Origin of the sequence: Arenicella sp. 4NH20-0111, assembly GCF_040366405.1 — a bacterium.
In the GTDB taxonomy this organism is placed as follows: Bacteria; Pseudomonadota; Gammaproteobacteria; order Arenicellales; family Arenicellaceae; genus Arenicella.
In genome coordinates this window covers 448239-463231 of sequence record NZ_BAABWF010000003.1, presented here as the reverse complement: position 1 = coordinate 463231, position 14993 = coordinate 448239, and the positions used below count along the sequence as shown (strand labels likewise).

General features: G+C 43.7%; 12 protein-coding genes. 5 read left to right on the top strand and 7 right to left on the bottom strand.

Going from position 1 to position 14993, the window contains the following annotated elements; genetic code table 11:
• Positions 1-338 precede the first annotated feature (338 nt).
• Positions 339-2093 carry a serine hydrolase domain-containing protein gene (locus tag ABWW54_RS09410; RefSeq protein WP_353411982.1) on the top strand — a complete coding sequence of 585 codons (1755 nt, stop codon included), beginning with the start codon at positions 339-341 and terminating at the stop codon, positions 2091-2093.
• A 30-nt stretch (positions 2094-2123) separates the two neighbouring features.
• On the opposite strand, the gene ABWW54_RS09405 is transcribed toward ABWW54_RS09410, so the two are convergent.
• A complete protein-coding gene (locus tag ABWW54_RS09405; protein ID WP_353411981.1) occupies positions 2124-3710 on the bottom strand; it encodes a winged helix-turn-helix domain-containing protein in 1587 nt (528 codons plus the stop codon).
• Positions 3711-4248: 538 nt separating this feature from the next.
• On the opposite strand from ABWW54_RS09405, the gene ABWW54_RS09400 reads away from it, so the two are divergent.
• Positions 4249-4578 carry a hypothetical protein gene (locus ABWW54_RS09400; protein ID WP_353411980.1) on the top strand — a complete coding sequence of 110 codons (330 nt, stop codon included), beginning with the start codon at positions 4249-4251 and terminating at the stop codon, positions 4576-4578.
• Between the two features lie 114 nt (positions 4579-4692).
• Here the strand turns inward: ABWW54_RS09400 and ABWW54_RS09395 are convergent, their stop codons facing one another.
• Positions 4693-6210 (bottom strand): Dickkopf N-terminal cysteine-rich domain-containing protein, encoded by a 1518-nt coding sequence (locus ABWW54_RS09395; protein ID WP_353411979.1) that lies wholly within the window; start codon positions 6208-6210, stop codon positions 4693-4695.
• Positions 6211-6539: 329 nt separating this feature from the next.
• Complete coding sequence (locus ABWW54_RS09390) at positions 6540-7370, bottom strand: class I SAM-dependent methyltransferase (RefSeq protein ID WP_353411978.1); 831 nt, start codon at positions 7368-7370, stop codon at positions 6540-6542.
• A gap of 361 nt (positions 7371-7731) precedes the next feature.
• Between ABWW54_RS09390 and ABWW54_RS09385 the strand changes: the two genes are divergently transcribed.
• A complete protein-coding gene (locus ABWW54_RS09385) occupies positions 7732-8250 on the top strand; it encodes a hypothetical protein (protein ID WP_353411977.1) in 519 nt (172 codons plus the stop codon).
• Positions 8251-8317: 67 nt separating this feature from the next.
• Here ABWW54_RS09385 and ybiA read toward each other — a convergent pair whose 3' ends face one another.
• The 4 genes from ybiA to ABWW54_RS09365 form a co-directional block, all read right to left on the bottom strand.
• Positions 8318-8779 carry a riboflavin biosynthesis intermediates N-glycosidase gene (ybiA, locus tag ABWW54_RS09380; RefSeq protein ID WP_353411976.1) on the bottom strand — a complete coding sequence of 154 codons (462 nt, stop codon included), beginning with the start codon at positions 8777-8779 and terminating at the stop codon, positions 8318-8320.
• Position 8780: 1 nt separating this feature from the next.
• Complete coding sequence (locus ABWW54_RS09375; RefSeq protein ID WP_353411975.1) at positions 8781-9404, bottom strand: hypothetical protein; 624 nt, start codon at positions 9402-9404, stop codon at positions 8781-8783.
• Positions 9405-9622: 218 nt separating this feature from the next.
• Positions 9623-9859, bottom strand: a complete 237-nt coding sequence (locus ABWW54_RS09370) for a DUF5062 family protein (protein ID WP_353411974.1) — start codon at positions 9857-9859, stop codon at positions 9623-9625.
• A 189-nt stretch (positions 9860-10048) separates the two neighbouring features.
• Positions 10049-11605, bottom strand: a complete 1557-nt coding sequence (locus tag ABWW54_RS09365) for a hypothetical protein (RefSeq protein ID WP_353411973.1) — start codon at positions 11603-11605, stop codon at positions 10049-10051.
• A gap of 1362 nt (positions 11606-12967) precedes the next feature.
• Between ABWW54_RS09365 and ABWW54_RS09360 the strand changes: the two genes are divergently transcribed.
• Together ABWW54_RS09360 and ABWW54_RS09355 are read left to right on the top strand one after the other, a co-directional pair.
• Positions 12968-13921, top strand: coding sequence for an ACP S-malonyltransferase (locus tag ABWW54_RS09360; RefSeq protein WP_353411972.1), 954 nt, complete (start codon positions 12968-12970; stop codon positions 13919-13921).
• Positions 13896-14993 carry a hypothetical protein gene (locus ABWW54_RS09355; protein ID WP_353411971.1) on the top strand — a complete coding sequence of 366 codons (1098 nt, stop codon included), beginning with the start codon at positions 13896-13898 and terminating at the stop codon, positions 14991-14993. The genes ABWW54_RS09360 and ABWW54_RS09355 overlap by 26 nt, the downstream gene beginning before the upstream one ends.

Sequence of the window (14993 nt, the reverse complement as noted above, 5' to 3'; positions counted from 1 at the left end):
ACACCTTTATTCGCCCTTTGACGCGTCCTAAACGCGTAAAAAGTTGAACGCCATTGCTCTCAGCGCTACAGATTACCCAGACGATTTAGATCCAATCGACTAACTAAGTACATTTTCCGTAACTTGGACACTTGTCACCAAGAAAGAAAAACGTTTATCACGCCATTACCTATTGATGGGGACTTGGAGAATGACTCGGCCGCAGGCGTCACCGGTCATTTACCCTCTAAAGAAGGGTGACCAACCATCTTCAGAATTCTTCATTCGCTTTTCATTAACTTCATTTACACGTTTAGGCATACTTTTTAGGTCTTCTAATTTTTCCAGAATCCCTAAGTATGATTATTCGATTACGCATTCTTCTCCTGTGTTTTCTACCGTTAATAACAGTCCACGCAAATGACCTTAGCTCTGAGAGCCAACTCATTGGGCTATGGGAAGGGAAGAAGATTGCTGGACCTGAGATTCAGGGGGAAATTCTTCTGAGCCGCTCGAAAAGCTCATGGTCGGCCGATGTTTCCGGTTACAAACTGCAAGTTAAAAATCAAAACGGGCAGCTATCCTTTTCCGTACCGGGAGCGCGTGGTTCCTTCATCGCTCAGCTCTCTTCAGACGATAACCGCATAGAAGGCCATTGGATTCAACCTGAAACCATTAACAATGGAATGAAGTACGCCTCCCCAATTCTATTAACTCCGGTTTCCGATCATCAATGGCAAGGAACCATCAACGCAATGAATGATGAATTTTCATTGTATCTGCCTGTTTGGAAAAACGATGATGGCGAATTGAGTACTTTCTTAAGAAACCCTGAGCGTGGCTTGGGCGCATTTTTAAACGTCGAACAATGGGCCGTCAAAGGGAAGACAATTCAATGGCTAGGCAGATCGTTCCGAAGTAATGAAAAAGTAAGTTTACTGGAAACCCAAATTCAAAATGGGGACATCCTTGCGGACATAAGAGGCCAAAACTATCGCCTGCAACGTCGCTCAGACAATAATAGAAGCCACTTTTACGCTCGCGGCAAATACCCGAATCAATACCGATACACCCCGCCGCTACAAATCAAGTCGGACGGTTGGAAGACCAGTACTTTAAAGGCGCAAAATATAGATGATAAGTATATTTCGCAGTTTATTGACGATGTGGTCTTGAAGTCAGCCCGCTCCATTGAAGCCCCTTACATACACGGGATTTTAATTGCCCGTGGTGGCAAGCTGGTTCTTGAGGAATATTTTCATGGGTTTCACCGCAACAAACCACACGACACACGCTCTGCGAGTAAAAGTGTGACCTCCTTGCTTGCGGGAGCTGCAATCCACTCTGGCGCTCCTATCTCGCTCGATAGTTCGATCTACAAAACGCTAAGGAGTCATTCAACACAGAGGGAAGAATCATCAAAGTTTGATCATAACGACATCACCCTTGAGCACTTGTTAACCATGTCCTCCGGGTTGGCTTGCGATGATGGGGACTCATCGTCGCCCGGAAACGAAGACGTCATGCAATCTCAAAGTCGGCAACCAAATTGGGTCCAATACACGTTGGATCTGCCCTTGATCAGAGCACCTGGTAGTAGAGCGGTGTATTGTACCGGGGGGATAAATCTAATCGGTGCCGCACTGTCATCAGCTACCGGTCAGAACTTAGAAACACTGTTTCATCAATTGATTGCAAAACCCCTTCAGGCACACAGGTACTACCTAAACCTCTCTCCGACGGGCGAACCTTACATGGGAGGAGGAATATACTGGCTGCCTCGAGACTTTATGAAAATTGGGCAAGTAATATTAAATGAAGGTATGTGGAACAATACTCGGATTGTGAGTGCACGCTTTGCGAAGAAGTCGATTGCCGCATCGAATCAAATGCACAATCAGGGGTATGGGTACGCATGGTGGAGCACCAAATACCCCTATAAGGGTCGAACCATCGACGCATTTTTTGCGGCTGGCAATGGTGGCCAAATTGTAATGGGTATTCCAGAGCTTGACCTATTAATCGCGTTCTTCGCGGGAAATTACAGCACCGCCACAGGTCATAAAATACACCGTGAGTTCATTCCAAAATATTTTTTACCGGCCATTCACTGAGTGCAAACTGACAACCATACCGCTCAGCGGCTAATTAAACCGAGCCGCTTTCAGAGCCACCATACTAGGCTTTACATTGGTGGCCTGAACCGCAGTTAATTCAGCTTCTACTGCGGCTTCAATGCGGTTAATAACCTGATCAAAACCAGCCGTCGCTCGAAGTTCATTAAACAACGGGGAGACCAACAGATAGCGCTGATCTCTGTACCCTAAATCAACCGCTTTCAACAGAGCCGCTATTCCTTCACGATATTCTTGAGATGACTGATACAGAAAAGCGTAGTGAATCCAACCGAATGAGTTTGTAGGTAAGCCCCCCTGTTTTAACGACGCAAGCATCTCAACCACTTTTACGTTTAGTGCGGTATCGATTGAATATCGTTCCAGCAGTGACCTGTAATAGTCGACGGTAGGCCTGGTGGTAACCGCCATCTGCAAATTTCGCCGCGCCAAATCGACATCATTATCAATTAAAGCAAGTTCTGCGGAAAGCACGTACAAATCTGGATGAGTCGGCCGTTTTTTAGCTTGGAGAATGAGCTTTCGTGCTCGATCAAACTCACCGTTACGAAATAGGTGACGCGGGTAGGACAGATTCGAGAATATATTATCTGGGTACAAATCAAAGCTCTCGCTGAATAAAGGCTCAGCCAAGGAATCAAGACCCAACAGCTCATACACTCGTGCGGTTTGAAGCAAGCTGAAGGTCTGAGTGGAATCTTCCTGATACACGTGAAGATTTAGAACAAGCGCATCCGCGAGTTGACCCGTCTCGCCCATTAGATAAGCAAGAGACGACTGACTTTTTAGGTCATCGCCAAGTGCCAATTCGATAGCTCGTTGATAAGACGCTTTCGCTAGCTCGACCATACCTCGACAATCGTAGGAGTACGCCAGTGCTCTGTGAGCGTTAAAATTTTGAGGTGAAACACCAATAACGCCCAGAGCCAGGGTTTCGGCGCGCTTGGCAAAGAGCCTTGCCGCATTATACCGACACATTTTAGCGGTATAGCCGTTGCTCAACCCTATCTGCGCTCGATGATTATTGGGTTCGGCAGACAAGACGTGTTCAAACAAGGCTATCGCGCGCTCATTGTCGTCGTGCTGCCCAATTCCCAAATAGTACTCAGCCCGTAAAAGTCGCTTTTCAACATGAGCCACCTCCGCGACCTTAGGTTGATCGAAACGACCTTGGTCCCAAAAATGCCAGCCGCCCAGACAAGCAATGATTAAAATACTAGCCAAGCACGCCCCTAACTTCCATGAGCCATTAAACGGAGCGCAGCTCCAACCAACAATAGGGGACTTTAAAGGAATGGGGTCGCCAAGAAGCTGATAACCTCGGCCTCTTACTGACCGTATATATCGCGGATTACGGCCGTCATCTCCTAACGAATTTCTGAGCAGCAGCACTCTCTGCGTTACCGTGTCATCATTAACAACCGCAGGTGCCCATACTCCTTTTTTCAGATCTTCAAAGCTAACAACATCCGTCTTTTTATCAAGCAAAAAAGACAAAAGATCGAAGTTCAGGCCGCTAACATTGACTTGTTCACCTGACCTTAAAACGGACCTCACCGTCGTATCGACGATCAAATCATCAAGTCGATAACGCATTGGATGAACCTCTCTATTTGTTTGAAGAAACTCTCACTACTGTCAAAAAACACACGCTCAATTGTAAGCAGTCTAAGTATGAATTGATCTGAATTAGAAGACCAATCTTTTGCCTAAAGGTCTATGAAAATGGTTGTTTCCATCCGAACATAAAATCAAAATCGCTCATATTTGAACACAAATTCGATCGGAAATCGAAAACTCCAACCACAAATAGGTTCATTGTTCCTTCAAATTTGCATAATCCCATCGACTACAAAGCAACACGTCATCGCTTGCCGAAAAAACACACAATACATTGTTTTTTAACAACTTAATCAATACTCAGACCTCAGACATACGCTCCGTTAAGTTATAAAAACCAAGACTAACATAACCTGGAGGAATGAAATTAATAATAATACGTCACTGGATTCCGCGTTCTGAGAAATGTAATTTTGATTTCACTGACCGGTTGCAAGATCCACACAATCCGCTTGGTAACTTAGCTTCAAAAATTCTTTGCTCTTTAATTTTACACATTACTAGGAAGGTTATTATGACTACGTTTTTCACCCGCCTGAGTTCGGTCGCTGCTATTTCCATCGCAACATGTTCAGCGAGCAATATTGCTAATGCAAATCTGAACTCCCAGTTCAGCTCGTGCGCTGCCAAAGCAATCGAATCACAAAGTATCAGCGCAAAAAAAATCAGCGTTGAACTCCCCTCCACATCGGCCCAAGAAATGGATCACAGTGCCTCACCCAAAATACGCGAGTACCAAATGGGGCTAGTAAACCCTAAATCAGGGGAAGAGCTTGCGAGAATTAGCTGCCGAGTGACAAAGTCTGGGCAAGTTCAATCTGTAACCTATTTGAGTAAGGCATAGGCATCTATGAGCTATCTCTTAATACGTTAGCTCAAGACTCAACCTAGTGGCGACCGTGCCTTCAAGTTTTGGCAGACACTAGGTTGAGTAGACATCGAAGTTGAAAACGGCCAGTTACTTGTCTTGGCAAATATCCTTGCCTTTTTGACTTTTATAATCCCAACCCAAAGGACAGCTTGGTGTTTCATGCTCAGTTGAGGACTTGGTGCAGGAATCAGCACCAGAGCGAACATTATGTTTGAAACCGGCTGGACACTTAACGCCTTTAGGTTTTTTGCCTTTCTTTGACCGGCATTCATCGGCCCCTGATTGAGCATGAGGGCCTGTCCAATTTTTGGCTTTGTCAGTAATCAACAGCTTGCACTTCAACGGCTTTGTGAGCGTGGTTACTTTCGTACATCTGTCCTTGTTCAGTGGATTACGAGTATCATACGACCACCCTGATTTACAGGTAGGTGCCACATTTGCGATGCACTTATTCTGACCCAGACTAAGTGGCCCTAGTTTACACGTTGCATTTGAACCGCAATCCGCGTCGGTTTTACATTCGTCAGCGGCCTTACATTTTCCTGTATTGCAGCGGTCCGACGCGCATTGTTTAGACATTGTGCAAGCAGAGCCGATAGGTTTAAGTGTTTTACATTGGTTCCGTCCTACTCCGGCCACGCCCTTCGCACAATAGCGACCTGAGTCACAATCGCTGTCTTGAGTACATATTGGCGCACCAGCCAAACCTTTGAGTTTAAAATAGTTCGTTTCTCCATCTTTGGTCATGTACTGTAGGCGTTGATTAGACGCCCGTTCATCTTGGCACGGATTAAGAAATTCTTGATCAATATTGCTACTGCAATAGTCCATCAAATTACTACGCCCAGCACAGCTCGACGGCAAGCCATCAGCGTCATAGACAATGTCGCCTCCAGCGCAAGAATTACATTCACCCTGGGGTCTTCCTTTTGGTTTGTAGCTCTTATTGCACTGTAAGTTAAATCCGACATACGGTTCAAATGTATGTTTAAGACCAAATACGTGCCCCAGCTCATGAGTAAACGTAAAATCATCTATCGTCGACTTCAATGAAATACCGCGCTTTTTACTAAATGGGTTAACATCATGCGGGAAATGAGCGTATCCCCCCCAACACTTAGGCTGCCCCTTTTTCTTACCAGATTTGTATGTGCTAGTGCACAGACGGTCCGTAATCAGTACGGTTAAGTGGCCTTCGGTTTTTGTCACCGCCACATTATCAAAGTGATCGTCCATGAATTTCGAATACTGACTCATATTGTCAAACACCATTTCAGAAACGTCGCGCCCTCCACGACGCTGCAGCCGTTCAATGGTGTAGTGTATTTTAAGCGACGGTCTGCGTTGATATATTTCCTCCGCTTTCGCAACCCACAGGCCGACAGCAGAGGCTATCTCTTGCTCAGTTTTTGTGTTCGAGGCATTGTAGAAAACGACCTCTAATTCCCAATATCGATGATCGCTTTTTTTCGCATCGGCCGTGCTCAGAAAGGCCGATAGCGAAAGTAAACAAAGCACAAAAATAGATTTAATTCGACTCAACCTTTGAAAAGGTGAGTTGTCATAGAAAACGTTCATCCAAGTACGTAAGTAGTGTGTGTCCATTATATTCTCCTTGAAATTTCATTGACGTGACGCTTGAATGCTCCTTCTTTGGGCTTTTAACTTTCGCCCAGACGCCACCCTTCGTAACCCATGAAGCGAATAGTCCTCCGCTTCAAAGGAATAGACGACACTAAACCAATGTTCTCGACATAAAACTAAATAATGATTGTACGGCTTTAATCACGAATGCGATTTCAGGGATAAAGGACCACGCAAGAATACGTGGTCCACGTCCTAGCAACGTTCTCCTAAGTAAGGAAGCTAGAGTGATCAGAATGGCAAGATTATTAGGGCTGAGCTATGCATACTCAGAAGCTCCTCTCTCATTCTCATTTAGTTGGTTTAACAAATCGGAGTGTCATCCGGTCACTCTCGCCAATTGCCAAGTATTTATCTCGATCTTGATCACCCAAGCCCAAGGTAGGAGGTAATCGCCACACACCTTCATCATGATCTTTCAGGTCCTTGGCGTTGGCATTAATTTCGGATTTAGCATCAAGCGCGAAACCCGCTTTCTCTGCCGCCTGAATTATTCTAGCCTCAGGAACATATCCCTTCTTAGCCCACGCAACGGCGTCTCCACCCACTGGTGCTCGATGCTGTACTACACCCAACACGCCTCCTGGCTTAAGCACACTAAAGAAATCAGAATAGACATCGTCTATTAGGCCATCACGAACCCATCCATGACTACTGCGAAAGGTAAGCACCATATCTACCGCGTCCTTTTTCCATAAATTTCTAGACTGTGGCGGTGAGTAGGTAGCGACCTTGATCTGGCCGTATAGTTCAGACTGCTCGGTTATTTGAGTTAACAAAGCGTCGTGTTGTCGATAGCGATATTTCGGTTGACCTTCTATCTCTACGTCATAGCTACCAGCAATATACGTTCCCGTATCTCGCATGGCGGGTGCAATAATCTCAGTATACCAACCGCCGCCGGGGGCTATTTCTAAGACAGACATCTCTGGCTCTAGCCCAAAGAACGACAGAGTGCTCAGTGGGTGACGGTATTTATTTCGAGCTGTATTTTTTTCCGTACGATGATCACCGTTCATGGCAGCTTCAAGTTTTGAGATGAGCACAGGATCCATCGCGACGCTTATTGAAGACGTAAAAAGCAAAGCGACCGAAACCAGTGGTGTAATTAGTTTTTTCATAATCGTTAATCCAGTTTGTCTGGTGTATTCGAGCAGTGTTAAATTTGCCTATAAGTTAACAGGATCTATTCTCAATGCCTAGCGCCAATAGATTAATCCAGCCATTCCAAAACCACGACCACATTCTGTAACAATCGACCTGACTCGGTTCCATCTTGAATATTGCGTAGCCGGGGTAAAGGCCGTCCGTTTTTGATATCGGCTACAGAAACCATCGCGCCCTATGTAAAATCAAATTAGCGGCATCATTTAGGTTAAATACAGTAATCTCCGCGCTCAGACCGTAGACTTATTGCAAACGACTGATTACATTAGGGCCGCACAGTCACTCTTGTTAGTCAGTTAAGAGAATAAGCTCAAAATGAACAAGCCCAATCTAGGAAAAAACATTCTCATCGTAGAAGATGATGTTGAGCAAATGGACTTGTTAGTAAGCTTTGCTCGAGAAGAAATCAAAACCATTCTCGCCAATGAACAGACCAGTGATGACCAAAGAGAAAAAATAAAGCAAATTCAAATTATTAAAGTAAATAATAGTGCGTCATTAAGAAAAGCAGTTACCTTAGGCAAAGGAATTCTACTGGCTATCATTGATTGCAATATTCCAGACTCGAAAGGCAGCCAAGCACACGATCAACTTGTAAAAACAAATCATGCAATCACAGGGCAACACAAATCGGTTGATATCGTTACCAAGCATCTGCCAGATGCACCCATCACGATGATATCTTCGCTTGATAGATTCCAAAAAATTGTGAGTCAGTTCTACGAAAGAAACCATAATTTGAGTATCAACTTTATTCGTAAAAGTGATCAGACCATGATTAAAAGAAACATAAACTACTATTTACGACAATATCTAAAACCTTCCAACAAATAGTATTTTTGTTTGGATTTTTTACCGGGGTGGAGATAACCAGCACTCGTATCGAGCTCGACATTCACACTCATACTTCGCTTAATTTCGCCCGAATATTCATTAGTATCTTTCCATAATGATTGCTTCCTCTGCGATCACGACCACATCCCCAGAAATAGTCATACTGGCTACTCTCTACTAGAATCTGCTCATCAGTTTCCAACAATGCCCTCGCCATGTCGGGATAGATCTGGCACTGAGTGTAAATGGCTCGAGTCATCATAGTCACTCGCAACGCTTTCCAGTCTCTGCGCTTTCGCTTAAACCAGCCTTTACCTAGACGCACGGCGTCCTGCGCAGAATGAGCGTCGCAAACCGCCGCCACGTTAACTTCATCTGCAAAACGCATCGCTTGATAATAATGTTCGGCCGTTTGCCATTCACGTCCGTCTAACGGGAAGGGTTTAATAGAACGCCGACTCCATGGACCTTGCTCGTCAACCATGGAAAAATAGAGAGCCGTATCATCGTAGTTTGGAAACAAAGGCATACTAATGAACTTTACTTGCCTGTAATCTGTGGTCAATCACATCGATCACGTCCTTCAGAGTGTAATTGATCTGAATATCGCCACCATGAGCTCTGTATATATTTCCTCGAAAAGGGCTTTCTAACACTTCTCCAGAAGAATCAACCAGCCACAAATTAGGAACACCATAATGCTGAGTTTCATTTTCAGCTCGAAATGCGCCATGCCAATCTTTGATTGGTATACCGCCACTCCGCAATTTTTTCTCGACAGGACTGATCAACAAATTGAAACCATGATCGTAAAAAGGCTGAACTGGAATGGTTCCTCTAGAAAAGGCTAATTGCGTTGAATCAATAAATGACGCCCTCGCGGCCTGATAATCATCTCGACTTCTTTCTTTAAAAAACACCCTATCTTCATAGCCTAATAAACGACTGTGAAACACCGGTGGCACAGCAACCGGAATTATTTGAACTGTGCCTTCATAGTGGTTATGTAAGCTTCTTAAAATATGAAGATCTTCAAACGAATCGGGACACCAAAGCCCGCCATTCTTATTGGCTCTTTCATGCCCCATACCACCGCCGCCAAAGATGAAAATAACACTCAATTCTTTGCCCGAATTTCCGATTAACTGTCTCAACTGAATTTCATCTCCTTTTTTGTCAGAGATAATGATTGATTCAGAAAGAACAGAGTTCTTTTGGTAATGATCTTGAGCATAAAGCTCAAAAGAGATTATCGAGAAAAGAAATAAGATTTGAATGGATAGGAGCAGATTTTTTGTTGAGTACATATTTATTTACGGCAATTCAAAGCATATGGAAGGTGGTCGATAATAGCCTGAGCATAGAAAACGATTCATTCAAGCTTAGAAGCCCAAAGTGCAAGCTTGTGCTTGATAGTCACAAGCGATTCTTTCTCTTTAGGTAATGGCGCTATGAGTTTGTCATGAACCAAAAGCTTGTATAAATACTCAGTTTTTTCGTTTGCGGAGTCTGTCGCATCAAATTTCGCAACGCCACGGTTTTCAGCATACCGTATACCAACACGTATGGCCTTTTTTAAAAGCTCCTTTTCATTCTTAAGCTTACCCATAACACTCCATCAAAAATAGTATTAGAAGAATTTAACCATCACATGAATCCCGGTTAACCGCCCTATTAAAACACAGAGCCCCAGAACTAAGGCACCTTTGTTGATTCTTCTTGGAATCAGCAAAAAGCAATCATCATTCAAAATGGAAGAAAGACCGCGAAGTTTACGCGGCCTTTCGACTATTTATAACTAGGGATTATAAGTTACTGTATTAGAAACAGGCACGTACATTCCCCCTCTAAACTGTTGCAGGTAAACGGAAATATTGCTACCAGGAGTGTTACTGAAGTAACGATAAGAAATCTCATTGGCTGCGTTTCTCTGCAATACAACATTTCCATCTTTAACCACCAGCCAGTTAACATTATCACCAAGCGCACCACTTCTACTGACAGTGAAGTCCGAGCCTAATGTGAGCTCAAAATCAAAGCTTGCCGGAACATCATATGAAACAATATTCGAGACCACCTCATACTCTCCGTTAACAAACATTTTCAACCATACCCGAAAACTCGAACCAGCCGCATTGTTGAAATATGTGTAGTCCAGTTCATTAGACGCCAATCGCTCAAGGACAATTTGACCATCCTTTTCTACTACCCACTGAATCTGATCTCCTAATTGTCCATCACGATGGAGCTTAAACTGTTGATCCACTGACAATTCAAATTCAGTTTGCCCGACCTCATATTCAATGATGTTAGAAACGACCTGATATTGTCCGTCGACAAATTGTTTTAGCCATACACGATACTTGCTTTGATCGACATTTAGGAAGTAAGTGTAAGACAATTCGTTAGAAGCGTTTCTTTCCAAAACAACCTGGCCGTCTTTTTCTATAACCCACGTCAGGGCATCTCCGAGAACGCCGGACCTTGATAACTCAAAATCACTTCCTAATTCCAATTCAAACTGATCGGTTATACCCGGTGTGTATTCAACAATATTTGAAACTCTTTGATAACTTCCATCTACGAACTCAAGCAACCAAATCCTTATGTTGCTGCCTATTGTGTTACTAAAATATCTATACCGAAGTTCCCCCGACGCATTTCTCTGAAGCACCCGGGCCCCATCCTTTTCTATGTGCCAAGTCAAATCATCTCCGATCTCGCCACTTCTCATCACCGTAAAGTCGCTCCCCAATTTTAGCTTATATGAGTTATCGATCGGCTCCGGCTCTTCTTCACTCGGCACAAATTGAGCGTCTGCCCTTCCATGAACAATGTTAATAAGTGAATTGTTGGTAGGCCTCACTTCCGGATTATTCCGGATTCTTGTATACGTCCTGCCATCCACCTGAACATTGCCGTGCACTAATGGAAACCGTTCAGCTCGATTGGAAATACTAGAGCCTCCGGGGCCCGAAATATATGCCGCAACGGTATACTGAATACCAGCCTCCACATCGACGGGCTGTATGCCAGAATAACTCCATTGACCGGAACTTTGCACATAGGTCTCAGCCAGTAAATTCCCGGTTGCACGGTGAAACAGTTTCACTCGATTATACCCATCGAAATTTCCGCCTAGGGCCACGATGGTCCCATCAACTAAGGGCGTAAAATTGTAACCGGTTGCATGATCATAATTCCTCCCAAAGCGCTCTCGACCCAACTCATGATCGGCCCATATTCTCTCAGATATATGATCAGTTTGTGTGGCTTGAGCGTTAGCAAAGTTGCTCGACAATGAGGTTGCGCTTATCAATAGCGCCAAGGAGACATTCATTAAATAGTTAGTCATTTTTCTCTATACAATAGTTAAAAAAACAAAGTAGAAGCGCGAAGTCATCTTCCAAAATTCAGTTCAGACGAAACCCAAACAACATCGAAGAAACATGACTCATCGCAGCGTAAACACGATAAAAACTTTGTTAAAAAAGTGTTGGACCAGTCTTTAGTCCAAGCGATGAAAATAGCTAAAAACACACACAAGAACGCGTGCTTGTTAGTTTAAGTGACTTTTACATGCCAACGTCAAAAGGCACTATAAAAAGGAGCTTCGAGTTGAAACAAAAGAGGAAATACTGAAAAAGTGGGGCTTGAAGGATTAACAATTTTAGGCATTAAAATCTCCTCGTTAAATGGCTCGACATAACGCCGATAGGAAGTCATTTAACGTGCTCTAATTATAACGGAATACTGTATTTTTGACCAGTATTTTTACTGTAATTGCATCAACCATAAGGACATAAAACGAGAGCCTGAAGCCAAGATAAATCAATTCACAACAAATCGATTGGCGTTATAAATTATTCTTATTCTTATTCTTATTCTTATTCTTATTCTTATTCTTATTCTTATTCTTATTCTTATTCTTATTCTTATTCTTTGAACTAAATTATGAACTTGCTTTGCAAAATACCTAATGATAAGCGTCTTGGTTCCGTAAATACATTCTCCACAACGAAGGCTAGAAAATAGACCGTACGCTAGCCTTTTGCCACAGATCCATCTTTAAAGTTCATGTTCTAGAGCACTCCATTCATGAGCCCGCCCCAAAGACACTGACGCATAAGTCCCATTGCGCACACACTTTTCTCAACACAATTTAGTTGACGTTTTGTATGATTGATGGTTAACTGACCGCCGTTATCGGTTGCACAGGACCGGATATCAGACAATCCGTACATAAAAACAATAATATTTCGGATGTTCAAAAATAACAGTTAAGGAATTAAGGACCTTATAATGAAGTTTAAACATCAGTTCACCCTACTGACTGGTTGGTATGTTGCTTCGCCTGCATATGTGTATTTGCAGAGGCGAATTCGTGGATGGATCCGTGGTGTTTCACGGCGTCAATGTTCACAAGCCCCTCACTCCCAAGTCCCCTTTTGGAGCACTAAAATTCGCTCCGAACCTTCAATAGAAGTTATCGATCGGGTTGATCATCTATCTTTTGCAGACAGTATTAGCAGATACAAGGATAGGTTCGTAACTTTCTATCGACTTACTCTTACTCTGCCTTCTCGATTGAAATTCGGTCGGTCAATGGTTGGCAATACTCAGTCGAGCCGTCTCACTTTCTAACCAATTGAGTTAGACCGTTCGTTTTATTCATCAAGAATAAAACGCTAAGACAATCAAAAGAGGAAGTGTAAGGATGAGCCGTGAAAGCGTATCTAAGAATGAGCAATGGGTGGTCATGTTTCCTGGACAGGGCTCTCAATTTGTTGGCATGGGCAAAGACTTCTTTGCTCAGTCCAGCAAGTGCAAAGAGATCTATGAATTAGCCAACCATATTGCGCAAAAAGACATTACGAAACTTTGTTTCAGTGGGCCAATAAGCAAATTAAGTAAGACAGATGTTTTACAAATTTCGATTACTGCCACCAACATGGCTATCTCGCAATACTTACTGGCCAACACGGCAATTAAACCGTCTGTCTGCCTAGGGCATTCCGTGGGTGAATACAGCGCGCTAAATTTGGCTGGTAGTTTATCAACGCACACGGCACTCGAGCTGGCACTGGTTCGCGGAAGCCTGATGCAGCGTGAGGCTAAGCTGGTGAAAGGACAGATGTATGCGATAAAGAATCTTTCTGCCGCTCGCTTGCGGGAAATGCTCGAGGATATTGGCGATGATTCAATCGTAATCGCAAACGATAACAGCAATCAGCAGCAAGTGGTGTCCGGCGCTAAATCAGCGATATCTGAAGCACTTTCGTATTTCTCTGCACAGGGGATCGAAACCTCAAAGCTTCCTGTTAGCGGTGCTTGGCACAGTGCATTGATGCAAGGGTGCGTAGACGAATTCGCACGTGCGCTTGAAGAAGCAGAGATCAATAAACCAAAGATACCCTATATCAATAACATGACGGCCTTGCCGTGCACTGACGTCGCTGACATCAAAAACAATTTAACGGAGCATATTACAGGAATGGTTCGTTGGCGCGAATCCATAGAATGGCTAATAGCTCAAGGGCACCGAAATTTCGTAGAAGTGGGTCCCAAAAAAGTATTGAGTCGATTGATTGAATCGATCGCACAAGACGGTCACGATCTTACGATTAAGCAAGTCGAAAGTATTGATGACGTCGACAGATTCGGTTGTTGACATGGCCGCCGTTCCTTACCGAATCTATTTACTCTTCTCTGCACTAATTCCGTCCTTAATTTACGCTTTAGTGGCCGCCATTCTGGTGGGTTTGCTAACGCTTCGAGTAACGGAAAACGACACTGCTCAAATTGCTTTTTTCTTTGGCGTTCTGTGTTTTACAGCATCATTCAAAATGATAAAAGACCAGTGGAACCTTTGGCCATATGCTATCTATGCAAAGAAGTTTAGGATCGATGTAAAAGATGAAATAAGCATCCAAGGTAAGGCGACCTACGATGGTTATTTGTCTTGTACCTATCAAGCCTCTCTGGCGTTCTCGATGATCTCCTCGATTCTCGTTTTCGGCATAGCCTATTACGCAACCCCTTTCGCGTTCAGTCTGCACCCGTCCATTCTATGGTTAATAGGGTCGCTGGCATTTCCGATCGTTCTAATGTCAGCTCTTCTCATCAGTGCTGATATTTTTTACCGGTCCTACGCCAACGTCGAAAGATCAAACAATGTCGACAGTCGATACCTAACAACCAATCAATACCTCAAATATTATTATCTATACCCCGACGCCTTTTGCTTCATCGCGTTAAATTTTGCCATCATTCACCCACTTCGTTCAGTCCAATCGGAGCCGTTTAACGTGGCTTGGGTAACGATGTTGGCGACGATCTGTATCTCAACACTGTTGATCCTTGGCAGCGCTTACTCTAACCCGATCAAACTAATCGTTGGTGGCTTAAATTCGCGACTCATCAAGCTTACAGACATCAAAAAAATGAACCTTAACGTCAATGAAAAAGACGTCGAAAGTGCTTATACGGTTAAACGGTTTTCCTTCATACCCTGGCTAATCTGTATCATCATAGCTCAAGTGGCGCTTGCCACCGTATTGATGAAAAACGTCGATTATTGGTTTTACTATTTTTTGATATCAGCGCAAGCCATATGGCTAGTCAGCTATCTATACCTTCGCTATGCAGTGCTAAATAACGCTCTGAAATTGGTGCTGAAACACCACGCAAGAGAAGACTTGCAAGAAGGCTATATCGACCTGGAAAGTGGGCAAAAAGCGTGA

Coding starts and splice junctions, on each gene's coding strand:
- ABWW54_RS09360 (WP_353411972.1), top strand. CDS start 12,968: ATGAGCCGTGAAAGCGTATCTAAGAATGAGCAATGGGTGGTCATGTTT.
- ABWW54_RS09370 (WP_353411974.1), bottom strand. CDS start 9,859: ATGGGTAAGCTTAAGAATGAAAAGGAGCTTTTAAAAAAGGCCATACGT.
- ABWW54_RS09410 (WP_353411982.1), top strand. CDS start 339: ATGATTATTCGATTACGCATTCTTCTCCTGTGTTTTCTACCGTTAATA.
- ABWW54_RS09395 (WP_353411979.1), bottom strand. CDS start 6,210: ATGGACACACACTACTTACGTACTTGGATGAACGTTTTCTATGACAAC.
- ybiA (WP_353411976.1), bottom strand. CDS start 8,779: ATGCCTTTGTTTCCAAACTACGATGATACGGCTCTCTATTTTTCCATG.
- ABWW54_RS09405 (WP_353411981.1), bottom strand. CDS start 3,710: ATGCGTTATCGACTTGATGATTTGATCGTCGATACGACGGTGAGGTCC.
- ABWW54_RS09390 (WP_353411978.1), bottom strand. CDS start 7,370: ATGAAAAAACTAATTACACCACTGGTTTCGGTCGCTTTGCTTTTTACG.
- ABWW54_RS09400 (WP_353411980.1), top strand. CDS start 4,249: ATGACTACGTTTTTCACCCGCCTGAGTTCGGTCGCTGCTATTTCCATC.
- ABWW54_RS09385 (WP_353411977.1), top strand. CDS start 7,732: ATGAACAAGCCCAATCTAGGAAAAAACATTCTCATCGTAGAAGATGAT.
- ABWW54_RS09365 (WP_353411973.1), bottom strand. CDS start 11,605: ATGACTAACTATTTAATGAATGTCTCCTTGGCGCTATTGATAAGCGCA.
- ABWW54_RS09355 (WP_353411971.1), top strand. CDS start 13,896: ATGACGTCGACAGATTCGGTTGTTGACATGGCCGCCGTTCCTTACCGA.